Origin of the sequence: Solilutibacter silvestris (assembly GCF_050574925.1) — a bacterium.
Classification (GTDB): Bacteria; Pseudomonadota; Gammaproteobacteria; order Xanthomonadales; family Xanthomonadaceae; genus Solilutibacter; species Solilutibacter silvestris_A.
Window position 1 is genome coordinate 34,952 of the sequence record NZ_JBCMOO010000003.1, and the last position, 16,870, is coordinate 51,821.

General features: G+C 65.3%; 15 protein-coding genes and 1 riboswitch. Of the genes, 10 read left to right on the forward strand and 5 right to left on the reverse strand.

Translation table 11 applies throughout. The features are described 5' to 3' along the window. Nucleotides 1-88: 88 nt before the first annotated feature. Both ABE093_RS06925 and ABE093_RS06930 read right to left on the reverse strand, forming a co-directional pair. Nucleotides 89-736, reverse strand: a complete 648-nt coding sequence (locus ABE093_RS06925; protein WP_430760153.1) for a response regulator — start codon at nt 734-736, stop codon at nt 89-91. Continuing rightward, nucleotides 733-1,926: a sensor histidine kinase gene (locus tag ABE093_RS06930; protein WP_430760154.1), complete on the reverse strand. Its 1,194-nt coding sequence runs from the start codon at nt 1,924-1,926 to the stop codon at nt 733-735. Before ABE093_RS06930 ends, ABE093_RS06925 begins: the two co-directional genes overlap by 4 nt. Before the next feature lie 156 nt (nt 1,927-2,082). Here ABE093_RS06930 and ABE093_RS06935 point away from each other — a divergent pair, with 156 nt between their 5' ends. From ABE093_RS06935 to ABE093_RS06970, 8 genes are all read left to right on the forward strand, one after another. Further along, nucleotides 2,083-2,682: a GNAT family N-acetyltransferase gene (locus tag ABE093_RS06935; RefSeq protein ID WP_430760155.1), complete on the forward strand. Its 600-nt coding sequence runs from the start codon at nt 2,083-2,085 to the stop codon at nt 2,680-2,682. Continuing rightward, nucleotides 2,679-3,455 (forward strand): septum site-determining protein MinC, encoded by a 777-nt coding sequence (gene minC, locus ABE093_RS06940; protein WP_430760156.1) that lies wholly within the window; start codon nt 2,679-2,681, stop codon nt 3,453-3,455. The genes ABE093_RS06935 and minC overlap by 4 nt, the downstream gene beginning before the upstream one ends. 26 nt (nt 3,456-3,481) lie before the next feature. After that, the gene (gene minD / locus ABE093_RS06945; RefSeq protein WP_430760157.1) at nt 3,482-4,291 is read left to right on the forward strand and encodes a septum site-determining protein MinD; all 810 of its coding nucleotides are present in this window, start codon (nt 3,482-3,484) and stop codon (nt 4,289-4,291) included. Between the two features lie 2 nt (nt 4,292-4,293). Next, a complete protein-coding gene (gene minE / locus ABE093_RS06950; RefSeq protein WP_430760158.1) occupies nt 4,294-4,560 on the forward strand; it encodes a cell division topological specificity factor MinE in 267 nt (88 codons plus the stop codon). A 3-nt stretch (nt 4,561-4,563) separates the two neighbouring features. Further along, complete coding sequence (locus ABE093_RS06955) at nt 4,564-5,361, forward strand: tetratricopeptide repeat protein (RefSeq protein ID WP_430760159.1); 798 nt, start codon at nt 4,564-4,566, stop codon at nt 5,359-5,361. Between the two features lie 29 nt (nt 5,362-5,390). Then, complete coding sequence (locus tag ABE093_RS06960; protein ID WP_430760621.1) at nt 5,391-5,849, forward strand: hypothetical protein; 459 nt, start codon at nt 5,391-5,393, stop codon at nt 5,847-5,849. 209 nt (nt 5,850-6,058) lie between these two features. Continuing rightward, entirely contained in the window at nt 6,059-7,123 is a 1,065-nt protein-coding gene (locus ABE093_RS06965) for an aromatic ring-hydroxylating oxygenase subunit alpha (protein WP_430760160.1), read from the forward strand. Then, a complete protein-coding gene (locus ABE093_RS06970; RefSeq protein WP_430760161.1) occupies nt 7,120-8,382 on the forward strand; it encodes an amino acid permease in 1,263 nt (420 codons plus the stop codon). Before ABE093_RS06965 ends, ABE093_RS06970 begins: the two co-directional genes overlap by 4 nt. A gap of 31 nt (nt 8,383-8,413) precedes the next feature. Here ABE093_RS06970 and ABE093_RS06975 read toward each other — a convergent pair whose 3' ends face one another. Both ABE093_RS06975 and ABE093_RS06980 read right to left on the reverse strand, forming a co-directional pair. Next, nucleotides 8,414-9,670 (reverse strand): multidrug effflux MFS transporter, encoded by a 1,257-nt coding sequence (locus tag ABE093_RS06975; RefSeq protein ID WP_430760162.1) that lies wholly within the window; start codon nt 9,668-9,670, stop codon nt 8,414-8,416. Between the two features lie 2 nt (nt 9,671-9,672). Further along, entirely contained in the window at nt 9,673-10,437 is a 765-nt protein-coding gene (locus ABE093_RS06980) for a hypothetical protein (protein WP_430760163.1), read from the reverse strand. Between the two features lie 141 nt (nt 10,438-10,578). Next, a riboswitch (glycine riboswitch) is annotated at nt 10,579-10,673 on the forward strand. A gap of 28 nt (nt 10,674-10,701) precedes the next feature. Between ABE093_RS06980 and gcvP the strand changes: the two genes are divergently transcribed. After that, nucleotides 10,702-13,653, forward strand: coding sequence for an aminomethyl-transferring glycine dehydrogenase (gene gcvP, locus ABE093_RS06985; protein WP_430760164.1), 2,952 nt, complete (start codon nt 10,702-10,704; stop codon nt 13,651-13,653). Nucleotides 13,654-13,764: 111 nt separating this feature from the next. Then, a complete protein-coding gene (locus tag ABE093_RS06990; protein ID WP_430760165.1) occupies nt 13,765-15,771 on the forward strand; it encodes an amidohydrolase family protein in 2,007 nt (668 codons plus the stop codon). Here the strand turns inward: ABE093_RS06990 and ABE093_RS06995 are convergent. Continuing rightward, nucleotides 15,726-16,736: a sterol desaturase family protein gene (locus tag ABE093_RS06995; RefSeq protein ID WP_430760166.1), complete on the reverse strand. Its 1,011-nt coding sequence runs from the start codon at nt 16,734-16,736 to the stop codon at nt 15,726-15,728. The two genes, ABE093_RS06990 and ABE093_RS06995, sit on opposite strands and share 46 nt — an antisense overlap. Between the last annotated feature and the right edge of the window lie 134 nt (nt 16,737-16,870).

The following is a 16,870-nucleotide window of genomic DNA, read 5'->3' on the forward strand; positions in this document are numbered from 1 at the left end:
CAGGAGGTCTCCGGAGCGCGTCCGTCAAGCCAATACGAGCCGCCAATCGTAGCAAACCGGCCGCCCCGCGGGGAGTCTTTTGCCGCACTCAGACCAGTTTGGCTTCCAATGCCTTCAATACCGCTCGGGTCCGGTCGCGAACGCCCAGCTTGCTGAGGATGTTGGAGACGTGGTTCTTGATCGTCCCCTCGGCCACGCCCAGGGTGTTGGCGATTTCCTTGTTGGAATAGCCGCCGGCCATCAGCCGCAGGATCTCGGTTTCGCGCTCGGTCAGCGGATCGGGGCGATCGAGGCTGGCGAATTCGGTCTGCATGTGCTCGAGGCCGGACAGCAGTTTCTGGGTGACTGCCGGCTGTACCAGCGAGCCGCCGCCGGCGACCGTGCGGATGGCGCCGACCAGCTGTTCCAGCGAGACATCCTTGAGCAGGTAGCCACGTGCACCGGCCTTGATCCCGGCCAGTACCAATTGGTCGTCGTCGAAGGTGGTGAGGATGATGGTCGGCGGCAGCTGGCCCAGCCGCGTCAGCGTCTGCAGGGCCTCGAGGCCGGACATCACCGGCATCCGCATGTCCATCAGGACCACGTCCGGATTGATCTCGGGGACCATTGCGACCGCCTGTTGGCCGTCGCTGGCTTCGGCGACCACTTCCAGCCCGTCGGCCTCCGGCAGCGACAGCAGCGAGCGGATGCCCTGGCGGACCAGGGTCTGGTCGTCGACGAGGAGGATACGGATCATGCGGTGTCTCTCACTGTGGAGGGAGGCAGGGGTTTCAAGGGAAGATCGAGCTGCAGGCGGAATCCCCGACCGGGGGCTGTCTCCACCCGCATTGTGCCGCCATGCGCGGCCACCCGTTCCCGCATGCCGTTGAGGCCGTTGCCGGCGACCAGGCCATCGGCGCCGCGGCCGTTGTCCTCGGCATCGATGCGGATGCCCTCGACGCTGCGGTGGACATGCAGGTGCAGGCGATCGCCACCGGAATGGCGAACGGCATTGGTGATGATTTCCTGGGTCGACCTCAGCAGCACGTGCGCGCATTCCGGATCGTCGGTGCGCAAGCCCGGCTCCATGTCGAGTTCGACCGCCATCCCGGGGACATTCTCGGTCAGCGGGCGCAGCGCCGGTTCCAGCTCGATCGCCCCGCCCTCGCGCAGGTGGCTGACGGCTTCGCGGACATCGGTCAGCAACAGGCGCGCCAGCTGGTGGGCCTGGCGGACGTGTTGCTGGGCCGGACCTTCAGCAAGATGACCGGCCACTTCGAGATTCATGCTGAGCGCGGTGAGATGGTGGCCGAGCAGGTCGTGAAGGTCGCGGGCGATGCGGGTGCGTTCGTTGACGCGTGCGCTTTCCGCCAGCAGCGCGCGGGTGCCACGCAATTCGGCATTGATCCGTCGCTGCTCCTCGCGGGCATTGGCCTGTTCCTTGGCGACGTAGGCGGTGGTGAACACCAGGCTGGAGAAGCCGAGGTAGAGCAGCGCCTGCACGATCGCGAGGATCGGCGGCATGTTGAGCACGCCGATGAACAGCGGAATGAAGGCGAGATTGCCCAGCAGCATCCACGCCAGGCCGACCGGGATCGGCAGCAGCCACGGCAGCAGGCCGGCCAGCACCATCAGCAATACGCTGCCGAGCGAGGTATCGGAGTAATAGCTGACGCCGATCGCGCACAGGGTGATCACGAACAGCAGGGCGTGGTCGCCCAGCCGCGGCTGGCGCACGCCGGCTTCGCGGGTCAGCCACCAGTAGCCGGCACCGAAGGCCAGGAAGCAGACCAGCCAGGGCAGCACCAGCGCGAGCATGGCATCGTCGCCGCGCTGCTGGAGATATTCCGGGTCGAGCCAGATGTTGAGCAGCCAGCTGCCCACCATGGCCCAGGTGAACATGCCGACGAAGCGCAGCAGGCGGATATGGTTGAGGCGTTGCAGCATGGCTTCATCTTATGAGGCGATCGCCGCCGCCGCGCAGCCCGGAAGTCATGCCAACGCGCTGATTCTTGGGCCATTCAAGCACGCCCCCTTGGGCGTGCGATAATGCTGCGGGGCGCCACGGCGCCCATGTTGTTTCTGTCTTCCGGAGCGTTGGGAATGTCGCTGTTGATCCGCGACGTGCAAGAGCACGAGCTTGAACAAGTGTTGGCGATGAACAACGCGGCGGGTCCCGGCATCCTTCCCATCGACGCGGCCCGGCTCGCGCGTTTCCATCGCGACGCCGAATATTTCCGGGTTGCCGAGCGCAATGGCCAGCTGGCCGGCTTCCTGGTCGCCTTCGGCCACGATGCCGACCACGACAGCGGCAATTTCCACTGGTTCCGCAAGAACGCCAGCAAGCCCTTCCTCTATACCGACCGGATCGTGGTGGCCAGCCAGCGCCGCGGCGGCGGTGTCGGCCGCGCCTTCTACGCCGACGTCCAGAGTTACGCCGAGCAGCGTTACCCGCAGCTGGCCTGCGAAGTCTTCGTCCGCGACGGCACCGACCCGGTCCTGCTGTTCCATGGCGCCCTCGGTTTCCAGGAAATCGGCCAGCGACGCCAAGACGATGGCACCATGGCATCCATGCTGATCCGCGATCTCTGCAGTTACGAATGGATTCACCAGACCTATGGCACCCAGTTGCCGGATGCGCCATGGGTCGGTCGTCCGCGCACGCCCCTGCCCGTCCCGCGCAACACCGGGACGCACGCATGAGCGCGGCGCCGAATTACGAACAGGCCGGCGATCTCAAGATCGGCCAGGTCGGCATCGCCAACCTGCGCATCCGCACCCTCGATATCGCGCGCCTGGGCGACGAGATGCGCGAACGCGTGCAGCGCGCGCCGGCGCTGTTCCGCCGCGCCGCGGTGATCGTCGATTTCGGCGGGCTGACCAGCCTTCCGTCGGTCGTGGACGCCCGCGCCCTGCTCGCCGCCCTGCGCGACGCCGGGGTGATCCCGGTCGCCCTTGCCTATGGCACCAGCGAGAACGACAAGCTGGCCGAGGCGCTGGATCTGCCCACCCTCGCCAAATTCCGCGCCCAGTACGAGCGCGCCGGCGGTGAAGCCGCCGCCCCGGCTCCCGTACCGGTCGCTGCGGCGGCTCCGGAATCGCGTGCGGCTCCCGCACCCGCGCCGGTCGTTGCGGCTTCCGCCGCCGAGCCCGGGCTGGTGCTGGCTGCGCCGGTGCGTTCCGGCCAGCAGGTCTATGCCGAGCAGCGCGACCTCACCGTGGTCGGCACCGTCGGTGCCGGAGCCGAGGTGATGGCCGACGGCTCGGTCCACATCTATGGCTCGCTGCGCGGACGCGCGCTGGCCGGCGCCCAGGGCAACACCCAGGCGCGTATCTTCTGCCAGGAGTTCCACGCGGAGCTCGTGGCCGTCGCCGGACACTACATCGTGGCCGACGAAGCCCCCGCCCACCTGATCGGCAAGCCGGTGCAGGTGTGGCTGGACCATGAAACACTCAGGATCGCAGCGCTCGACTGAGCGCAATCATTACGGAGGAATAGCCCTTGGCCGAGATCATCGTCGTCACTTCAGGCAAAGGTGGCGTTGGCAAGACCACCACCAGCGCCAGCATCGCAACCGGACTCGCGAGGCGCGGCAAGAAAGTGGCGGTGATCGACTTCGACGTCGGTCTGCGCAACCTCGACCTGATCATGGGCTGCGAACGCCGCGTGGTCTACGACTTCGTCAACGTCGTCCAGGGCGAAGCCACGCTGAAGCAGTCGCTGATCAAGGACAAGCGCTTCGAGAACCTGTTCGTGCTGGCCGCGTCGCAGACCCGCGACAAGGACGCACTGACCAAGGAAGGCGTCGAGAAGGTGCTGAAGGAACTCGACGGCGACGGCTTCGACTACATCGTCTGCGATTCGCCGGCGGGCATCGAGAAAGGCGCGTTCCTGGCGATGTATTTCGCCGATCGCGCGATCGTCGTGGTGAACCCGGAAGTGTCGTCGGTGCGCGACTCCGACCGCATCCTCGGCCTGCTCGCTTCCAAGACCAAGAAGGCGGAAGAAGGCGGCCGCGTGCAGGAATCGCTGCTGCTCACCCGCTACAGCCCGGCGCGCGTCGAGAAGGGCGAAATGCTGAGCGTCAAGGACGTCGAGGAAGTGCTGGGCCTGAAGGCCGTCGGCGTGATCCCGGAATCCGGCGACGTGCTGAGCGCGTCGAACAAGGGCGAACCGGTGATCCTGGAAGCCGATTCCGACGCCGCCGCCGCCTACGACGACGCGATTGCCCGCTTGCTTGGCGAGGACCGCCCGATGCGATTCCTCACCGCCGAGAAGAAGGGCTTCTTCAGCAAGATCTTCGGAGGCTGAGCATGGGCATCTTCGATTTCCTGAAGCCGCGTCAGCAATCCGCGAACACCGCCAAGAACCGCCTGCAGGTGATCATCGCCGAGCAGCGCAGCGAAGCCGGCGCCCCCGACTTCCTGCCGCGCCTGCGCCAGGAGTTGATCGAGGTGATCCGCAAATACGTGCACGTGCCGGAAGACTCGATCAAGGTCGCCAAGGAAAAGCACGGCGATTACGACGTGCTCGACATCTCGGTGGAACTGCCGGATTCGCGCGCGGGCGTCGATGCCTGAACCATGGGCGGCACTGCCGCCCGCATCTGCAATCTGCATCGGGGGAATGCCATGCGGATCATCGGACTCATTCTTGCCGGCGCGTTGATCGCGCCGCTCGCATTGGCGCGGCAGACGACGAGCCTGGGGCCTGCAGGTGCGCTGCGAACTTCCAAAGATCCTGCCGAAACGCGCCGCAATGAAATGGTGGTTGCAGCTAACGCGCTGATATTCGACGCCCACGATTACCAGCGCGCCCTGGACGAGAAGCTCACGCCCGTCATTCGCGAATACGAAAACATGCCGCGCAAAGGCGACCCGCGGCTGTATTCCGCTCGATCTCCCAAAGAAGCCCTCTACTACATGCTGCTGGCCGCCACTGCACACGACCAGAGCGGAGTTGGCCGTGACGCCATCGACGCAGGCTATGCCTATGGTTATGCCTATTATCTCAGCTCATACGCACAGACCGAACTGAAACATCAGATCGAAGCCGAAGCGCTGTTGAGGAAAGCCGTTGAATTGGCACCGATGAATTCGTTGTTTATCGGTGAGCTCGGATACCACATCCAGATGACCGGCGATAACGTCGGCGCCCTGGAAATGTTCAAGCGCGCCGAAGCCGCGACCGAATATTCTCCCGAGGAAACGCGGATTTTCGACAAAACCCGCGCCCTGCGCGGCCAAGGCTATGCTCTGGTGGAACTCGGCAAGCTCGACGAAGCCGAAGCCGCGTACAAGGCAGCGATCAAGCTTGATCCCGATGACAAAAAGTCGAAGGACGAACTCGAATACATCCGTCAGCAAAGAGCCAAGCATTGAGCGGGGAGCGAGCGGACAACGTCACCCGATTGCGCGACGTCGAGTGGACTGGCTGCACCACCCTGCTCGCCCGCTACGGGCTTGAACTGATCCGCGTCGACGACGGCGAGACGATTCCCGGCAGCTTCTGGGGCGAAACCGAGGCCGGCATCATCGGGCACGCGGTTTACGCGCGTGACGACACGCCCGTGCATTCGCTGCTGCACGAAGCCGGCCACCTGATCGTGCTGCCGCCGGAGCGACGCGGCGACGTCCACACCGACGCCACCGATTCCATCGACGAGGAAAACGCAGTCTGCGTGCTGCAGTCGCTGCTGGCCGATCGAGTGCCCGGCTATGGGCGCGATCGCCTGTTCGCCGACATGGATGCCTGGGGATATACCTTCCGCCTCGGCAGTGCGCGGGCCTACGTCGAACAGGATGCCGAGGATGCGTGGGCGTGGTTGCAACACCGCGGATTGATTGGCCCGGATCGTCGGCTTGCGTAGTGCACCGGCAGGCCACCCTCCCTGTGGCCTCGCTGGTACCTCGACATCTTGTGCATCCCGAGCGCCAGCGTTGCCGGTTGGGGAAATCCTGCTCCCCGCGAATGGAACGGCGACGTGAAATTCCACCATCACTTTCGCGAACTGCACCAGCGATCACTGTATTTCCAGTCGTCGGTATCGATTCCGCGATTCCGCGTCATACTCGTGACATGAGTTCCCATTCCGATCTCGCCCCGCAGTCCCTCGACATCGCCCTTGCCCTGCCCGCCGGCTACTACGTCGGCGTGGAAAGCCTCGACCGCGACCTGCGCCGGGTCTTCGCCCGCAGCTGGCAATTCGTCGCCCACGTCAGCCAGCTCGCCGGAACCGGCGACCACGTCGTGGGTCGCATCGGAAACCTGCCGGTGATCACGGTGCGTGGCGACGATGGCGAAATCCGCGCCTTCCACAACGTCTGCCGCCATCGTGCCGGCCCGCTGGCGCAATGCGATGGCACGGGTGCGAAGGCCTTGCGCTGCCGCTACCACGGCTGGACCTACACGCTGGAAGGCCAGTTGCGTTCCGCCCCGGAAATGAAGGACGCGCAGGCGTTCGACATCAGCGAAATCCGCTTGCCGCGACTTGCCGTGCGCGTCTGGCAGGGGCTGGTGTTCGTGGCGGTGGACGAAGCGCTGGCGCCGGACTTCGATGCCTTCATCGCCGGCATCGACACCCGCATCGGCAGCGACCGCGGACTGGAACATTACGGCCACCACCATCGCGTCGGCTACGACATCGACTGCAACTGGAAGGTCTACGTCGACAACTATCTCGAGGGTTACCACGTCCCCCACGTGCACCCCGAATTGAATCGCCTGCTCGACTATCGCAGCTACCGCACCGAACTGTCGCGCTGGCATTCGCTGCAATGGAGTCCGCTGGAAAGCAGCGACACGCTCTACGGCAACGGCGATGCGCTGTACTACTGGCTCTGGCCGGCGACCATGCTCAACATCCTGCCCGGCCGCCTGCAGGTGAATCGCGTGCTGCCCTTGGGCCCGGATCGCTGCCGCGTCGAATTCGATACTTGGTACGCACCGGACATCGGCGACGACGCGCGCCGCCAGGCCGACATCGATTTCAGCGACGAAGTGCAGCACGAGGACATCGGCATCTGCGTCGACGTGCAACGCGGCCTGACATCGGGATCGTATATCGCGGGACGCTTGAACCCGCTGCGCGAATCCGGCGTCCACCATTTCCACGAACTGCTGCGCGAGGCCTATCGCGGATGAACCGTCGCGCACTCGGCATCTGGTCGGCCACCGCCCTCGTGGTCGGCAACATGGTCGGCAGCGGCGTGTTCCTGTTGCCGGCATCGCTGGCGCCCTACGGCGCGACCGCGCTGATCGGCTGGACGATCACCCTGGTCGGCACGCTGGCGCTGGCCGCGACCTTCGCCCGACTGGCGATGAAATGGCCGCACACCGGCGGTCCCTATGCATTCGCGCGCGCCGGTTTCGGCGACGCCGCCGGATTCCTGATCGCGTGGAGCTACTGGGTATCGATCTGGAGCGCGATCGCCGCGATCGCGGTGGCATTCGCCGGCAGCATGGGCGCGCTGTTCCCGACGATCGCCGCGACGCCGGTGTATTCCGCGGCCTGTGCGCTGACCGCGTTGTGGCTCTGCCTCGGCATCAACCTCGCCGGCATCCGCGAAGCCGGGCGCGCGCAAATCGTGCTGACCGCGATGAAGATCATTCCGTTGCTGCTGTTCGCGCTGGTCGCGATCTGGTTCATCGATCGCCACAACCTCGCGCTGACCCATCCTGCCGGAACGACGTTTCCGTCGGCGATCAACGCCACTGCCGCGCTCACGCTGTGGGCGATGCTCGGCTTCGAATCGGCCACGGTTCCGGCCGGAGACACCGAGAATCCCGAACGCACCATCCCGCGCGCCACCGTCTTCGGCGCGTTGCTGGCCGGCGTGGTGACGGTGCTCGCCTGCACCGCGGTCACCGGAATCGTCGCGCCAGGCGTGCTCGCCAAATCGTCGGCGCCGATGGCGGACGCCGCCCGACAGTTGTGGGGCAACGGCGCCGGCGTCGCCATCGCGGCCTTGATGGCGGTCGCCTGTCTTGGCGCGCTCAACGGCTGGGTCCTGCTATCCGCGCAGGTGCCGATGGCCGCTGCACAGGACGGCTTCCTGCCCGCGCCGCTCGCGCGACTGGACGCCAACGGCACGCCGCGCATCGGATTGTTGGTGAGCGGCCTGCTGGCGACATTGCTGATCGTCGCCAATTACACGCGTTCGCTGGTGCAGCTGTTCACCTTCTCGATCCTGCTGTCGACCGCGGCGACGCTGCTGCCCTATCTCGCCGGCGCCGCTGCGTGGCTGCGTCGTGGCGACAAGCGCGGACGCATCGCCGCGACCATCGGTCTCGTCTTCTCGATCTATGCGCTCACCGGGATCGGTCGCGAGGCCATGCTGTGGGGCGCGGCACTGCTGGCGGCAGGACTGCCGGTGTACTGGTGGATGCGCCGACAGCCCTAGCACGCGCCAGCTTGGCGCGTGCAGTTCAGAACTACGGATTCGTCGGTTCCAGCGACACCGCTTCGTCGGCATCATGCGGTGACCGCGGCGGACGTTTGCTGCGCTGATATTCCCAGCGCCAGAACACCCACGCCAACACGCTGAGGATCCCCGCCGCCAGCGCGAGCTGGAACAGGTTGGCGCTCAGCCACGGCGACACCAGTCCCGCCATCAGCGCGTTCGCCAGCAGGCCGATGAAGGCCTGCATCGATGATGCCGCCCCACGCGTGGCCGGGAACATGTCGAGTATCGCAAGGGTCAGGATCGGGAATACCAGAGCAATGCCGAAGGAGTTCAACGCAACCGGCAGCACCGTCGGCAAGACCGTGGGCTGCGCGACGACGTAGTGGTAGATCGCATTGATCAATGCAGCAACGATGCAGCAGGCGAAACCGATGCGGATCTGCGCGATGCCACCGACGCGTCCGGCCAGTCGTCCCGAGACGAAGGCGCCGAGCATCATTCCGCCGATCATCGGGATGAAGAACCAGCCGAAACCGTTCTGGCCGAGATGGAGATGGTCGAGCACCAGTGCCGGCGCCGACGAAATGTAGAGGAACAGCGCCGCGAAGTTGAGGCTGCCGGCAAGCGCCAGGCGCATGAAGCGGGAATCGCTCAGCATCGCCCAGTAGCCGCGCGCCATCGCGGCAACGCGCAGCGGTTGTCGCGCCTCGCGTGGATGCGTTTCCGGCAGCAGGCCGACGACCGCAACGATCATCGCCGCGGAGAGGATCACCAGGAACCAGAAGATCGCCGGCCAGCGCGACCAGCCGAGCAACCACGCTCCCACCAGCGGCGCGATCGCCGGGGCGATGCCGAAGATCATCGAGACATGGCTCATCAGGCGCTGGGCATCGTCGCCATGCAGGACATCGCGGATGACCGCACGCCCGACGATCAGGCCGACGCCTGCCGACAAGCCCTGCAATACGCGGAACGCCAGCAGCATCGGCAGGCTGGTCGCCAATGCACAACCGGCGGAGGCGATGCCGAACACCGCCAATCCGGCGAGGATCACGCGCCGGCGCCCGAGCGCATCCGACAGCGGACCATGCGCCACGCTCATCAGGGCATAGGCGAGCAGATAGGCGCTGATGGTCTGCTGCATCGCCAGCTTGTCGGCGCCGAACTGCGCGCCGATATGCGGGAACGCCGGAAAAATCGTGTCGATCGAGAACGGCCCGAGCATCGCCAGCGCGCCCAGCACCGGCGCCAGTCGCGATGCCGAGAGTGCGGTCGAACGGGCCACGATCAATGCGCCGGGGTCGATGCTGAGGGGGCTACCGACGTCTTCGCCGCTGCGTCATCCGCGCTGATCAGCGATTCGATGCGACCGACCTCTTCCACCGCGATCGCTTCCGCACGCTTCTGGTCCGGCCAGTAGAGGAAGACGAAATCGCCGATGGTGCCGAGCAGGCGCGCGGTGCCCGGCTGCGGATCGTGCGCATGCGCGAGGGTGATGCGCACGACATGGCCGCCGCCGGCACGGATGTTTTCGGCCTTGTTCTGGACATAGCCGAAGGTCATCCACATCGTTGCCCAGATCACGCCGAAGGTGGCGGCGGTCGGCATGGAAAATGCGCCCCAGCCCAACAGGCGGCCTACCCAGTTGCCGCGCGCCGGACGATACGGGAACGGCATCAGCACGCGCCCCCACCAGTGCGCGGTGCGGGTCTCTTCGTAGTACGCCTGCCCCTTCCTGCGCGCGTATTCCTTGAAGTTCAGCAGGAAGGTGAGCACCAGCGCGGCGATGACCGTCAGGAAATACATCGGGTCGCGCAGGCCGGCGGTGATGTAGTCGCTCGGATCCATGTAGTCCATCACCGGGATGCCGAAGCTGCGGAAGAACCAGAAGCTGGCCCACAGGCCCAGGGCCGACGTCCCGATGTAGAACAGGGTCAGGGCATGCGCGGGTTCGTGGCGGAGCACGCCCAGCAGCCAGTTCATCCAGCTCGAACGGAGCAAGGGCGTGTCCTGCGGGGCGGGCGGCAAGGTTTCGGTCGTCTGCGGTTCCATTCAGGCATGGTAACCGGCCCTTGCGCGGGACCGCATCGTATAATCGCGGCAACCGGTGGGAGAAGCAGGCATCCCTTTCAGGACCGTCCTGCTGCCGAAGGCGCAATCGCCCGAAATCGCTCAGGCTCCGTACCACCGCGGCAACACAACTCTGGAGAGATCGGCCACGCGCCGGCGCCGAAGGGGCAAGACGGTTCGCCGTTCAAACTCTCAGGCAAAAGGACAGAGGGGCATCCCCATCATCGCGCACCGCGCGCAATCCGGATGCCTGCCATGTCGAACTCCCCCACCCTGCGCCAGCTGGAAGACCACGACGCCTTCATCGCCCGCCACATCGGTCCCGGCGAAGACGAAATCGCGTCGATGCTGAAAACGCTCGGCCATGCATCCTTGGATGCGCTGACCGACGCCATCGTCCCCGCCAAGATCCGCAGCCAGGCGCCGCTGGCATTGCCGGGCGCACTGACCGAAGTCGAGGCGCTGGCGAAGATCCGCGCGCTCGCCGACCAGAACAAGGTGTTCAAGAGCTTCATCGGCCAGGGCTATTACGGCACCCACACCCCGAACGTCATCCTCCGCAACATCCTCGAGAATCCGGCGTGGTACACCGCCTACACGCCGTACCAGGCGGAAATCTCGCAGGGCCGCATGGAAGCGCTGATCAACTTCCAGACCATGGTCGCCGACCTCACCGGGATGGAAATCGCCAACGCGTCCTTGCTCGACGAAGGCACCGCCGCCGCCGAAGCGATGACGCTGGCCAAGCGTTCGGCCAAATCGAAGTCCAATACCTTCCTCGTCAGCGGCGACAGCCATCCGCAGACCATCGAAGTGCTGCGCACCCGCGCCGAACCGCTGGGCATCTCCATCGCACTCGCCAACAGCGCCGAAGAGTGGGACGCCGCGATCGCCAAGGGCGACTACTTCGGCGTGCTGATCCAGTACCCGGCCTCGAGCGGCTGGCTGATGGACTGGAGCGAGGAAGTCGCAAAGATCCATACCAACAACGCACTGGCGATCTTCGCCACCGACCTGCTCGCACTGACCCTGCTGAAGACGCCGGGCGAAATGGGCGCCGACATCGTGGTCGGCAACTCGCAGCGCTTCGGCGTGCCGTTCGGTTTTGGTGGCCCGCACGCCGCCTACATGGCCTGCCGCGACGCCTACAAGCGCAACATGCCGGGCCGCCTGATCGGCGTGTCGGTCGATACCGAAGGCAACAAGGCCTACCGCCTGACCCTGCAGACCCGCGAGCAGCACATCCGCCGCGAGAAGGCGACGTCGAACATCTGCACCGCGCAGGTGCTGCTGGCGGTGATGGCCTCGATGTACGCCGTCTACCACGGCCCCGATGGCCTCAAGCGCATCGCCGGCCGCGTGTCGCGCCTGGCCGCGATCCTGATGGCCGGCCTGCAGCAATTGGGCTACACGCAGTCGCACCACGGCAGCGCCTTCGACACCATCAGCCTCAAGACCGATGGCAAGACCGACGCGCTGATCGCGCGCGCGCAGGCCAACGGCGTGAACCTGCGCAAGGCGTGGAACGACTACATCTGCATTGCGCTGGATGAAACCACCACCCGCGCCGACATCGAACTGCTGTGGAAGGTCTTCGCCGACGATGGCGCCAAGCTTCCCGACATCGAAGCGCTCGACGCCAGCGCGCCGTCGCTGATCCCGGCGGAACTGCAGCGCAAGTCGGAGTTCCTGACCCACCCGGTGTTCAACACCCACCACAGCGAACACGAATTGCTGCGCTACATGCGTTCGCTGGCCGACAAGGACCTGGCGATGGATCGCACGATGATCCCGCTCGGTTCCTGCACGATGAAGCTCAACGCCACCGCCGAGATGATCCCGGTGACCTGGCCCGAGTTCGGCAACATCCATCCACTCGCGCCGGCCGCGCAAACGCAGGGCTACAAGGCGCTGATCGACGGCCTCGAGGCGATGCTGGTGGAATGCACCGGCTACGACGCGGTCAGCCTGCAGCCGAATTCCGGCGCGCAAGGCGAATACGCCGGCCTGCTGGCAATCCGCGCCTACCACGCCTCGCGCGGCGAAGCGCATCGCGACATCTGCCTGATCCCGGAATCGGCGCACGGCACCAACCCGGCATCGGCGCAGCTGTGCGGCATGAACGTAGTCGTGACCAAGTGCGATTCGAACGGCAACGTCGATGTCGAGGACATCCGCAAGAACGCCGAGAAGTACAAGGATCGCCTCGCCGCGCTGATGGTCACCTATCCCTCGACCCACGGCGTGTTCGAGGAAGCGATCGTCGAGATCTGCGAGATCATCCACGCCAACGGCGGCCAGGTGTACACCGACGGCGCCAACATGAACGCACTGGTCGGTGTCGCCAAGCCCGGCAAGTGGGGCTCGGACGTCTCGCACCTCAACCTGCACAAGACCTTCTGCATCCCGCACGGCGGCGGCGGCCCCGGCGTCGGACCGTGCGCGGTGAAGTCGCACCTCGCGCCGTTCCTGCCCAAGGCCGCGCAGGACGATGCGATCACCACCGACGGCATCGGCAAGGGCGGCATGGTCAGCGCGGCCAGCTATGGCTCGGCGTCGATCCTGCCGATCAGCTGGATGTACATCGCGATGATGGGCAACGAAGGCCTGAAGAAGGCCACGCAGGTCGCACTGCTCAACGCCAACTACATCGCCAAGCGCCTCGCACCGCACTACAAGACGCTCTATACCGGCCGAAATGGTCTTGTCGCGCACGAGTGCATCCTCGACCTGCGTCCGATCAAGGACGAGACCGGCATCAGCGCCGAAGACGTGGCGAAGCGCCTGATCGACTTCGGCTTCCACGCGCCGACGCTGAGTTTCCCGGTCGCCGGCACGCTGATGGTCGAACCGACCGAGAGCGAATCTCAGTACGAACTCGATCGCTTCATCGACGCGATGATCCAGATCCGCGACGAGATCCGCATGATCGAGAACGGCAAGCTCGACCGCGAGGACAATCCGCTCAAGCACGCACCGCATACCGCGATGCAGGCTGCCGCCAACGATTGGAACCACCGCTACAGCCGCGAGCTGGCGGTGTTCCCGCTGGCTTCGCTGAAGCAGCAGAAGTACTGGCCGCCCGTGGCACGCGTCGACAACGTGTACGGCGACAAGAACGTGTTCTGCAGCTGCATCCCGGTCGGCGAGTTCAAGGACCACGAACCGGAAGCCTTCAGCGAACCGCTGGCGGTCTGATTCCGACCCGTTAACGAGAAAGCCCCGCACTGCGGGGCTTTCTTTTGGCACATGCCGGGTCGGTATTCTTTCGCGACACTCATCGCACGCCGATGGCCCTGGGAGGGGATCATGCAGTTGCAACCGTATCGCTTCGGGCTCGCGCTGTTCCTCGCGATCGGCCCCTGCCTCGCCCACGCGCAGGACAAGCCCGCAGGCGAACAGGGAACGTTCACCCTCTACAAGTTCGCCCGCGCCATCGGCAAGGAAACCTGGTCCATCAAAGTGGAATCGGGCAAGGGCATCCTGCGCTCGGATTTCAAGTTCACCGATCGCAACACCCCGGTGCCGTTGAAGGCGACCTACACGTTCGCAAGCATCACCCAGCCGCTGTCGCTCGAGGTCGATGGAAATTCATCGCGCTTCTCCAAGCTCAAGGACAACTTCACCTTCGACGCGCAACGCGGCAAGGTGGCGTTGGTGCGCGATGGCAAGACCAGCGAATACCCGGCAGGTCCGCATACCTTCCTGATCGACGGCTATTCGCCGGTCGCGATGCAGCAGCAATTGATGCGTTACTGGCTGGCCAGCGGAAAGCCGGCATCCATCGATGTTCCGGCGCTCGGCGCGGTCCATATCGAGCCGGCCGGCGATCTCGCCCTGAACGCGAAAACGCTGCACGGCTATACCGTGTCGGGCCTGGTCTGGGGCAGCGAATCGCTGTGGCTCGACGATGCCCAACAACTCGTCGCGCTGGTGTCGAACGACGCCGAATTCGACCATTTCGAAGCCGTCCGCGAGGAAATCGCGTCCGAGGCGTCGCTGGCCGTGTTCACGCGCCAGGCCGTGCTCAACAACCTGCAGGCGCTGGGCAAGCTCGCCGCTTCGGCGAAGCAACCGGTCGCGAAGAAACTCGCCATCACCCATGTCGACCTGATCGACGGCACGGGCGCGGCAACCCGACGGGACGTCACCGTTTTCGTCGAGAACGGGAAAATCGCGCGCATCGATCCCCAGAACACGCTGCCTGCATCGACTTCCGGACTGGTGGTGATCGATGGCCGCGGCAAGTTCCTGATCCCCGGCCTGTGGGACATGCACGCGCATTACGAACAGGTGGAATGGGGCCCGATCTACCTCGCCGCCGGCGTCACCACCGTGCGCGATTGCGGCAACGAATTCGACTACATCCTCGCCGTGCGCGATGCGCTGCAATCGGATCGCGGGATCGGTCCGCGCCTGCTCGTGGCCGGCATCGTCGACGGTACCGGTCCGGCCACGCTGGGCGCGGTCATCGCCGATACGCCGGAACAAGCGCGCGAAGTGGTGCGTCGCTACAAGAAAGCGGGCGCGCTGCAGATCAAGATCTATTCGAGCATGAAGCCGGCACTGGTGCCGGTGATCACCGAGGAAGCGCATCGCCTCGGCATGACGGTCACCGGCCACGTTCCGATCGGAATGACCGCCAGCCAGGCTGTCGCCGCCGGATACGACGGCATCAACCACCTGCAATACCTCGCCAGCGAAGTGGTCAAGCTCGAGCGCGGCAAGCCGGTCCCGCCGTGGGACCTGCATTCGCCGCAGGCCGAAAAATTCTTCGACCTGTTGCAACACCACCACACCGTCATCGACGACACCGTGGCGCTCTACGAATCCCAGCTCCAGGCTGGCGACACGCCGTTGCGCACGTTCGAACCGGGCATCGACCACGTCGCGGCACCGCTGGTCGCCGCGCTCGACAGCCCCGGCGCCCCGCCGGAACAGGCCAAGCGCATGCACGACGTCTATGCCTTGATGCTTGCGGCCCTCAGCGAAGCGCACAGGCGCGGCCTGCCCATCGTCGCCGGCACCGACCAGGCCATCCCCGGCTACTCGCTGCACCGTGAAATGGAGATCTACGTGCAGGCCGGCTTCACGCCGATGGAAGCGTTGCAGGCCGCGACCATCGTCCCCGCCCGCGTAATGAAGCTCGACCGCGAACTCGGCACCGTGGAAGTGGGCAAGCGCGCCGACATGGTGCTGATCGACGCCGATCCGCTGCAGGACATCCACAACACCCGCCGCATCAGCAAGACCATCAGCGGCGGCAGCGTCTACGATCCCGCGCCGTTGTGGCGTTCGGTCGATTTCAAGCCCTGAGCGACCAGCGGAACCTGGCTTTCCTCCAGCGCGTGCAGGTCGAAATCGCGGACCGATACCGGCTCGTAACGCGCATTGAAGGCAACGTCGCCCGGGCGCCAGCCGGCGCGACTGAGGACCGCGGCGCGGAAGCGTTTCAGCACGTACAACTGCTGCGCAATGATGCCGCGACGGTTGTCGGCATCCACCATCGGATCGCCGACTCCGGTGGGCCGCACTTTTTCGCCATACAAGGCGGTGCCGAACAGGATGTCCCATAGCGGGAACACCAGCGCGTAGTTGCAGGCGTGCAGCGTCGGCCGTTCGGGATCGACGCGCATGTGATGCAGGCGATGGAAGCGCGGATCGACCACCAGCTTGTCGAGCACGGGACCGAAGCGCAGCCGCACGTTGGCGTGGCTGAGGTTCTGCAGCAATTCGCCCGACAGCACCAGCAGCGCGTATTCCACCGGCGGCACGCCGATCGCCACCGCGACGCCGGCGACGATCAAGGCTTCCAGCAAGTCGTCGAGATAGTGGTCGCGGTCGTTGGTCCAGCAACTCACCTGGCGCTGGCTGTGGTGCAGGCTGTGCAGCGCCCACCACCACGGGATGGCGTGCTGCAGGCGATGGATCAGGTAGTAGATGAAGTCCTGGATCGCGTAATAGACCAGGAACAGCAACACGGGATGATGGCCCAACCAGGGCACCAGCCCCTGCACGCTGACGATGCCGGCGGGATCATCGCTGCCACCACCGAACAGATTTCCGAGCGGCGCCAGAATCAGGTACGTGAACAAGGGCAGCACGCCGAACAACTTGATGAGCGTGTAGCTGCGATCGATCGCGGTGATGCGGCGATCCGGCCAGTCTTCGACCGGCCACAAGCGTTCCATCGGCCGGAACACCAGCGCGATCATCGCCACCTGGACGATGGTGAGCAGGAAATATTCGACGATCTCGTGCGTCAGCGGCGAATCGGGCATCGCCACAGGATGGTCGCCCCACCCTTCGCCGGGCTTTCGACGCCATTCGTGCGGCAACGCAACAGCGCACGGCATCGAAAAATCGTCTAGATTGTGAATCGTACGTGACCGTTGCATGACGCGATGTCAACGCA

Excerpts from the sequence above, each read along its gene's own strand:
- ABE093_RS06925 (WP_430760153.1), bottom strand. The coding sequence starts at position 736 with ATGATCCGTATCCTCCTCGTCGACGACCAGACCCTGGTCCGCCAGGGC.
- ABE093_RS06930 (WP_430760154.1), bottom strand. The coding sequence starts at position 1,926 with ATGCTGCAACGCCTCAACCATATCCGCCTGCTGCGCTTCGTCGGCATG.
- ABE093_RS06935 (WP_430760155.1), top strand. The coding sequence starts at position 2,083 with ATGTCGCTGTTGATCCGCGACGTGCAAGAGCACGAGCTTGAACAAGTG.
- minC (WP_430760156.1), top strand. The coding sequence starts at position 2,679 with ATGAGCGCGGCGCCGAATTACGAACAGGCCGGCGATCTCAAGATCGGC.
- minE (WP_430760158.1), top strand. The coding sequence starts at position 4,294 with ATGGGCATCTTCGATTTCCTGAAGCCGCGTCAGCAATCCGCGAACACC.
- ABE093_RS06955 (WP_430760159.1), top strand. The coding sequence starts at position 4,564 with ATGGGCGGCACTGCCGCCCGCATCTGCAATCTGCATCGGGGGAATGCC.
- ABE093_RS06965 (WP_430760160.1), top strand. The coding sequence starts at position 6,059 with ATGAGTTCCCATTCCGATCTCGCCCCGCAGTCCCTCGACATCGCCCTT.
- ABE093_RS06970 (WP_430760161.1), top strand. The coding sequence starts at position 7,120 with ATGAACCGTCGCGCACTCGGCATCTGGTCGGCCACCGCCCTCGTGGTC.
- ABE093_RS06980 (WP_430760163.1), bottom strand. The coding sequence starts at position 10,437 with ATGGAACCGCAGACGACCGAAACCTTGCCGCCCGCCCCGCAGGACACG.
- gcvP (WP_430760164.1), top strand. The coding sequence starts at position 10,702 with ATGCCTGCCATGTCGAACTCCCCCACCCTGCGCCAGCTGGAAGACCAC.
- ABE093_RS06990 (WP_430760165.1), top strand. The coding sequence starts at position 13,765 with ATGCAGTTGCAACCGTATCGCTTCGGGCTCGCGCTGTTCCTCGCGATC.
- ABE093_RS06995 (WP_430760166.1), bottom strand. The coding sequence starts at position 16,736 with ATGCCCGATTCGCCGCTGACGCACGAGATCGTCGAATATTTCCTGCTC.